The organism is Candidatus Streptomyces philanthi, from assembly GCF_059553635.1.
Window position 1 is genome coordinate 1 of record NZ_JCANQV010000280.1, and the last position, 7,315, is coordinate 7,315.

Genomic DNA, 7,315 nt, shown 5'->3' on the forward strand with positions numbered 1-7,315 from the left:
TTCCTTTTCCTTCTTCTCCTCGTCTCCCATGACGCGGCCTCATACCGGCGTTTCGCCGGATTCCGCCGCCCGCGCCCCGGCCCGCACCACACCCGCCAACGAGTGCGCCGTCGCGACATTGCACCGCCCCAGATGCACGAGCGCGATCGTCTGGCCCCCGCACGTCGACGCCTCCGTCCCGAGCGACGGCAACGTGACCCCGGCCTCTTCGAGCGCGGCCGCGAGATCGTCCCGCGCCGCCTCCACCTCCCCGACCTTCTCCCGCCAGTCACTCTGCGGTTCTTCCACCAGCACTGTTGCCTCCGTGATCAGTTGTGGCCGCCCAGGCGGACGGCTCAAGTCCCCTCCGCCGGGAGGGGACTTCACGCACTCACGCGCCGAGGTAGGGCAGACGTTCGCCCCGTCCTCCGTTCGTCACACGATGTGGCCGAACGGTCACGAGCATGGCTGGATGGGGGCTAGGGTTGCGAGTGTTTCAGTGCTCGACAAGGCCCATGGTCACGACGGCATATGCGCGAGCTTCTGACCACGGGGGATGGCGCGTACATCACCGAGGACCACGTCAACGGTCAGGGGGTCCTATGAACGACGAAGTCGACCCGCGAAAACAATTCGGGGAGGAGATCCGCAGCGCCAGAGAGCTTTACCCTGACGGTCCGTTGACGCAGACCGCGCTGGCACGGCTGCTCCACACGTCGAAGTCCACAGTCAGCCGCATGGAGAACTGCATCGGCCGCATCCCCGCAGGAATGCCCGCTCGGCTGGACCAGGTATTCGGGACGGACGGGCTCTTCAAACGGCTGGCGGAGGAGGCCGTCGCGCAGGACTTCCCAAGCTTGTATCGGCAGCGGATGAAACTTGAGCGCGAGGCCGTGGTGGTGCGGGAATGGTCTCCGACCGTCGTCCCGGGCCTGCTGCAAACCCCGGCGTATGCTCGCGCGATCCTGAGCGCTGGTGACCCACGGGCCAGTGAGCAGGAGATCGCACGGACCGTAGGCAACCGAATGGCCCGGCAGGACATACTGCGGGGAGCCGCGCGACCTGACGTGAACGCCATCCTGTGCCAGTCCGTGATCCAGCGCATCGTGGGCAGTCGGGAAATCATGCGCGAACAGCTCGCAGCGCTGCTAAGCCATGGCGCGAGTTCCACCATTCGTATCCAGGTTCTGCCGCTGGACGCGGACCCTCATCTCTTCATCGACAGCACAGCCAGCCTTCTGACCAGTCCAGCTCACGTCACACGCGTATGTGTTGAGGCGTTCCGCACCACGGGCATCATTGAGGAACCGGAGCACGTTCGAGCCGCCTCCCACGCTTATGACGCCCTCGCTGGTGAGGCACTCTCGACCCGGGACACGGAGCGCCTGATCAGAGAGCAGATGGAGAAGTTGACGTGAAGACCTCGATGCCAGTGCCGCAGGAATGGCTGAAGTCCACCTTCAGCGGTCCTGAAGGCGGCAACTGCCTGGAGTGGATGCCGGCCCATGCCATCACTGGCGCCGTCCCCGTCCGTGACAGCAAGATCCCGAACGGTCCGGTGCTCGCGATCAGCGCGTCCGCCTGGTCGGCGTTCGTGTCCGGCATCAAGGCGGACGAACTGTCCTAGGAACAGTGCCACTACGCCCCCTTCGACTTCCTGGCGGAGGGGGCGTAGCGCGTCCCAGGCCCTGCCGCGTTCTTCCGTCGCTCGCGTCGGTGAGGCACCCTCGGCTCGGATGCCCCGTACCCATCCAGACCGAAGGAGAGGCTGACGCGATGTCGGATTCCGGGTGGATCAAGTCCAGTCACAGTAGTCAGGACGGCGGTAACTGCGTCGAATGGCGGCCGTCCCAAGCCGCCACCACCGGCACCGTCCCCGTCCGCGACAGCAAGTCCCCGAACGGTCCGGTGCTCACGATCGGCGCGTCCGCCTGGTCCGCGTTCGTGTCCGGTATCAAGGCGGACCGGCTCTGCCGATGACGTGGAGGAGCGTTTCTCGGGCAATTTGGGAGGCACGGAGGAACGTCAGTGGCGCCCCCGTACCCATCGAGAAGTGATTCACTCCCGCTCGATATGGCCACACGGTTCCTCGGCGGCATGTTTGCATACGTTCATGATCACTAATGCGCGTGAGGCATCCGAGGCGCGGACGTACGTGGACCGCATCCTGGAGCACTGGCAGACCGACGAGGACGCCGAGGCGCTCGTCCAGGGTGCGCAGCGGCTGACCCGGGGGGAGGCTCGGCGGCGGCTGTTCAGGTTAGGGCACGCGCTGCGCCGGCAGGGGCTCGCGCCCGGCGACGGAGTGGGGTTGTTCCTGGCCAACCGCGTGGACTCCGTCCTGGTGCAGCTCGCGGTCCATCTCATCGGCTGCCGCGTCGTGTTCCTGCCGCCCGAGCCGGGGCCCGGCGAACTCGCCGCGCTGGTCGAGCAGTCCAGGGCACGCGCCGTGGTCACCGACCCGCTCTTCGCGGAGCGGGCCGCCGACGCGGCCGGCCGCAGTGCCCACGCACCTGTGCTGCTCAGCCTCGGACCCTGTGCGCAGCGGAGCACGGACCTGCTGGCCGTGGCGGCCGAGTGCCCCGCGGAGCGCCCCGACGGCGTGCCGGCCCCGGGTGCGGACGAGGCCGTCACCGTCTTCTACACCGGCGGCACCCTGGGCCGCCCCAAGCTCGCCGCGCACAGCCGCCGGCTCTACGACTGGCTGTTGGACCTGGTGGAGGACACCCCGCAGGGCTCCCGTCCCGTGCCGGGCTTCTTCTCGGCCATGGACCCGGGCACGGACCGGGTGCTCGCCGCCACGCTGCTCACGCACGGCAGCGGCCACCTCACGTCGGTTCAGGCGCTGGTGACGGGTGCCACGCTTGTCGTGCTGCCCGAGTTCGAGGCGGGCGCGGCGCTGGCGGTACTGCGCGAGGAGCGGATCACCGTCAGCGTGTTCGTACCGCCCATGCTGTACGCGCTTCTCGATCACCCGGAGTGCGAGCCGGGCGCGTTCCCCGCGCTGCGGCGGATCGCCGTCGGCGGCGCGGCCACGTCGCCCAGCCGGTTGCAGCAGGCGGCCGAGGTCTTCGGGCCCGTGATCGGTCAGGTCTACGGGCAGTCGGAGGCGCTCGGGATCGCCGCGTTCGGTGAGCGGGACCTCGCCTCGGAGGGAGCCCGGCGGCCCGAGGTCTGGCGCAGCTGCGGTCGCGCGCTCTCCGGCGTCGAGATCGAGATCCGTGGTGAGGACACCGCGGCGGCGCTGCCCGTCAGGCAGGTCGGCGAGGTGTGCGTCCGGGGCGAGACGATGATGCTCGGCTACTACGCGGACCCGGAGCGCACCGCGGAGACGCTGCACGACGGCTGGCTGCGCACCGGGGACATGGGCTATCTCGACGCCGAGGGGTACCTCTATCTCGTCGACAGGGCCAAGGACATCATCGTCACCGGCGCTACCAGCGACAACGTCTACTCCCGGGTCCTGGAGGACTTCCTGCTCACGCTGCCCGGTGTGCGCAACGCGGCGGCGCTGGGCGTGCCCGACGAGGAGTACGGGGAGGCCGTACAGATCTTCCTGGCCACGGCCGGGGGCACCGACGTCGACCCGGAGGCGGTCGCCGCGGCGGTGACCGCCGAGTTGGGAGACCTGTACACGCCCCGCAGGACGGTCCTGCTGGACCAGCTGCCGACGACCAAGGTCGGCAAGGTGGACAAGAAGGCACTGCGCGCCATGTGGACCGACGGGGCCCTGGGCACGCCGTAGGTGCCGTTGCCGCCTTGAACGCGGGGACTGTTCGGCCGGTATCAAGGCGGGCGAGCTGTCCTGCGAGTAGGGTCGTGGTGTCCCCTCCGGCTTCCTGGCGGAGGGGACGCCAGTTCTCCATGGTTCCGTCGCGTTCACGAGGGGCGCGGGAACGGTACGGGCCCCGGCCGGACGTGATGTCCTGCCGGGGCCCGAGGTGTTCGAGTCGTCAGAGCTGCTCGATGACGTGGTCGATGCAGGCCGTCAGGGCCTCGACGTCCGCCGGGTCGATCGCCGGGAACATCGCGATGCGCAGCTGGTTGCGGCCGAGCTTGCGGTAGGGCTCGGTGTCGACGATGCCGTTGGCGCGCAGGGCCTTGGCGACGGCCGCCGCGTCCACCTCGTCGGTGAAGTCGATCGTGCCGATGACCTGCGAGCGCTTGGCCGGGTCGGCGACGAACGGGGTGGCGTACTTGGACTCCTCGGCCCAGCCGTAGAGGGTGCGCGCGGAGGTCGCGGTGCGGCGGACCGCCCAGTCCAGGCCGCCCTGGCCGTTGAGCCACTCCAGCTGCTCGTTGAGCAGGAAGAGGGTGGCCAGGGCCGGGGTGTTGTACGTCTGGTTCTTCAGGGAGTTGTCGATCGCCGTGGGCAGCGAGAAGAACTCCGGGACATGGCGGCCGGACGCGTGGACGGCGCGGGCGCGCTCCAGCGCCGCCGGGGAGAACACCGCGATCCACAGGCCGCCGTCGGAGGCGAAGGACTTCTGCGGGGCGAAGTAGTAGACGTCGCTCTGGGTGATGTCGACCGGGAGGCCGCCCGCGCCGGAGGTGGCGTCGACCAGCACCAGCGAACCCTCGTCGGCGCCCGCGACCCGCTGGATCGGGGCGGCGACACCGGTGGAGGTCTCGTTGTGGGTCAGCGCGTAGACGTCCACGCGCTCCTCGGCCACCGGGTCCGGGTGCGAGCCGGGGTCGGCGCTGATGACGGTCGGCGTGTCCAGCCAGGGCGCCGCCTTGGCGGCCTTGGCGAACTTGGAGGAGAACTCGCCGAACGACAGGTGCTGGGACTTGTTCTCGATCAGGCCGTGCGTCGCGATGTCCCAGAACGCGGTGGAACCGCCGTTGCCGAGGACGACCTCGTAGCCCTCGGGGAGCTGGAAGAGATCGCGTACGCCCTCGCGCACCTTGCCGACCAGGTTCTTGACCGGGGCCTGGCGGTGGGAGGTACCGAGCAGCGAGGTGCCGGTGGCGGCGAGCGCGGCCAGTGCCTCCGGCCGCACCTTGGAGGGGCCGGCGCCGAAACGTCCGTCGGCGGGCTTGAGGTCAGCGGGGATCTGGATGTCAGCCACGGACGAAGCCTAATCCGTCCCGGTACGGGCGGTTGCGGCGCGTCCAGCCGGTGAGATGCCCGGACCGGGATGCGGGCGCGACGCGCCCGGCCGCCACGTGTGCCGCGGGGCGCCCCGCGTGGGCAGGCTGGTGCCATGGCTGAGCGTACGGAGAAGCAGAAGAGGGACCTGGAGAAGGAGCTGGCGGCCGCGGTCCGCGGGGAGGTCTCGGCGGCCGCCGCCGACCGGGCGCTGATGACCATGGACGCGTCGAACTACCGGCGGGTGCCGCGCGCCGTGGTCGCGCCCCGGGACGCCGACGACGTCGCGGCGGCGCTGCGGGTGTGCCGCGAGCACGGCGCGGCGGTGGTGCCGCGCGGCGGCGGGACCAGCATCGGAGGGCAGGCCACCGGCCTCGGCGTGGTCCTCGACTTCACCCGGCACATGCGGCGGATCACCGCCCTGGACCCCGGCACCCGTACGGCCGTCGTCGAACCGGGCGTCGTCCTCGACGACCTGCGGGCCGCCGCCGCCCGCCACGGCCTCACCTTCGGACCCGACCCCTCCACCCACAGCCGCTGCACCCTCGGCGGCATGATCGGCAACAACGCCTGCGGCGCGCACTCCGTCGCCTGGGGCACCACCGCCGACAACGTCCGCGACCTCACGCTGCTGACCTACGGGGGCGAGACCGTACGGGCCGCCCGGGACACCGCCACCGACCTGCCGCCCCGGCTGCGCGACGGCGTACGGGAACTGGTCGCACGGCACCTCGCACTGCTGCGCACCGGCTACCCCGACCTGCCGCGCCGCATCTCCGGCTACGCCCTCGACGCCCTGCTCCCCGAGCGAGGCACCGACCTGGCGCGGGCCCTCACCGGCAGCGAGGGCACCCTCGGCGTGCTGACCTCGGCGACCGTCCGCCTGGTCGAGGCCCCGGCCGCCCGCGCCCTCGCAGTCCTCGGCTACCCCGACGAGAGCACCGCCGCCGAGGCCGCGCACACCCTGCTGCCGCACGGCCCGCTCACCGTCGAGGGCATGGCCGCCGACCTCGTCGGCGACGCCGCGGGCCTGCCCGAGGGCGACGCCTGGCTGTTCGTGGAGACCGGCGGCGGCAGCCGGGCCGAGGCGAGGGCGCGGGCCGAGGCACTGTGCCGGGCCGCCGCCGGCGCCACCAGCGGCCACACCGTCGTCACCGACCCGGCCGGGCAGCGCGCCCTGTGGCGGGTGCGCGAGGACGCGTCCGGCACCGCCACCCGGATGCCCGACGGCACCGAGGCATGGCCCGGCTGGGAGGACTGCGCCGTACCACCCGCCCGCCTCGGCCCGTACCTGCGGGACTTCCGCGCCCTGCTCGCCCAGCACGGCCTGCACGGCACCCCCTACGGCCACTTCGGTGACGGCTGCATCCATGTCCGTATCGACTTCGACCTGCTCGGCGCGGACGGCGTCCGCCGCTTCCGCGCCTTCTCCCACGACCTCGCCGACCTGGTCGTCGCCCACGGCGGTTCGCTCTCCGGGGAGCACGGCGACGGCCAGGCCCGCGCCGAACTGCTCCCGAAGATGTACGGGCCGGAACTCGTCGCCCTCTTCGGCCGCTTCAAGGACCTCTGGGACCCCACGGGCGGCCTCAACCCCGGCATCCTCGTACGCCCCGCCCGGCTCGACGAGAACCTGCGCTTCGCGGTGCTCCCGAAGCACCCCGTCCCCGTGGAGTTCGGCTACCCGCACGACGGAGGCGACTTCACCGCCGCCGTACGCCGCTGCGTCGGCGTCGCCAAGTGCCGCACCACCGCACCCCGCCCCGGCTCGCCGGACGTCATGTGCCCCTCCTTCCGCGCCACCGGCGACGAACGCCACTCCACCCGGGGACGCGCACGGCTGCTGCACGAGATGCTGGCGGGAGAGGTGGTGACCGACGGCTGGCGCTCCCCGGAGGTCCGCGACGCCCTCGACCTGTGCCTGTCCTGCAAGGGCTGCCGCACCGACTGCCCCGTCGGCGTCGACATGGCCACCTACAAGGCCGAATTCCTCCACCACCACTACGCCGGCCGGCCACGGCCCGCCGCCCACTACTCCATGGGACGCCTGCCGCAGTGGCTGCACGCCGCCGCGCCCCTCGCCCCCGCCCTCAACGCCCTCGCCCGTACGCCGCTCGCCGGACCCGGCAAACGCCTCGCGGGAATCGCCGCCGAACGGACCCTCCCCGAACTCGCCACGGAACCGTTCACCCGCTGGTGGTGGCGCAGGCGGCTGCGCGGCGAGGCCCCGCCCGGCCGCCCCGT

Annotated in this window: 7 protein-coding genes; 5 read left to right on the top strand and 2 right to left on the bottom strand. The window is 71.5% G+C overall.

What is annotated here, in order from left to right; translation table 11 throughout:
- Positions 1 to 39: 39 nt before the first annotated feature.
- On the bottom strand, positions 40 to 294 hold the full coding sequence (locus AC51EU_RS24460) for a hypothetical protein (protein ID WP_496269219.1): 255 nt from the start codon (positions 292 to 294) through the stop codon (positions 40 to 42).
- A 287-nt stretch (positions 295 to 581) separates the two neighbouring features.
- On the opposite strand from AC51EU_RS24460, the gene AC51EU_RS24465 reads away from it, so the two are divergent.
- The 4 genes from AC51EU_RS24465 (at position 582) to AC51EU_RS24480 (ending at position 3,724) form a co-directional block, all read left to right on the top strand.
- Complete coding sequence (locus AC51EU_RS24465) at positions 582 to 1,397, top strand: helix-turn-helix domain-containing protein (RefSeq protein ID WP_496269220.1); 816 nt, start codon at positions 582 to 584, stop codon at positions 1,395 to 1,397.
- Positions 1,394 to 1,606 carry a DUF397 domain-containing protein gene (locus AC51EU_RS24470; RefSeq protein WP_496269221.1) on the top strand — a complete coding sequence of 71 codons (213 nt, stop codon included), beginning with the start codon at positions 1,394 to 1,396 and terminating at the stop codon, positions 1,604 to 1,606. Before AC51EU_RS24465 ends, AC51EU_RS24470 begins: the two co-directional genes overlap by 4 nt.
- A 149-nt stretch (positions 1,607 to 1,755) precedes the next feature.
- Positions 1,756 to 1,959 (top strand): DUF397 domain-containing protein, encoded by a 204-nt coding sequence (locus AC51EU_RS24475; protein ID WP_496269222.1) that lies wholly within the window; start codon positions 1,756 to 1,758, stop codon positions 1,957 to 1,959.
- Positions 1,960 to 2,092: 133 nt separating this feature from the next.
- On the top strand, positions 2,093 to 3,724 hold the full coding sequence (locus tag AC51EU_RS24480) for a class I adenylate-forming enzyme family protein (RefSeq protein WP_496269223.1): 1,632 nt from the start codon (positions 2,093 to 2,095) through the stop codon (positions 3,722 to 3,724).
- A gap of 208 nt (positions 3,725 to 3,932) precedes the next feature.
- Here the strand turns inward: AC51EU_RS24480 and serC are convergent, their stop codons facing one another.
- On the bottom strand, positions 3,933 to 5,051 hold the full coding sequence (serC, locus tag AC51EU_RS24485; RefSeq protein WP_496269224.1) for a phosphoserine transaminase: 1,119 nt from the start codon (positions 5,049 to 5,051) through the stop codon (positions 3,933 to 3,935).
- Positions 5,052 to 5,186: 135 nt separating this feature from the next.
- Here serC and AC51EU_RS24490 point away from each other — a divergent pair.
- A partial coding sequence (locus AC51EU_RS24490; RefSeq protein ID WP_496269225.1) for an FAD-binding and (Fe-S)-binding domain-containing protein occupies positions 5,187 to 7,315 on the top strand: 2,129 nt, incomplete at its 3' end.

Excerpts from the sequence above, each read along its gene's own strand:
- AC51EU_RS24475 (WP_496269222.1), top strand. The coding sequence starts at position 1,756 with ATGTCGGATTCCGGGTGGATCAAGTCCAGTCACAGTAGTCAGGACGGC.
- AC51EU_RS24465 (WP_496269220.1), top strand. The coding sequence starts at position 582 with ATGAACGACGAAGTCGACCCGCGAAAACAATTCGGGGAGGAGATCCGC.
- AC51EU_RS24480 (WP_496269223.1), top strand. The coding sequence starts at position 2,093 with ATGATCACTAATGCGCGTGAGGCATCCGAGGCGCGGACGTACGTGGAC.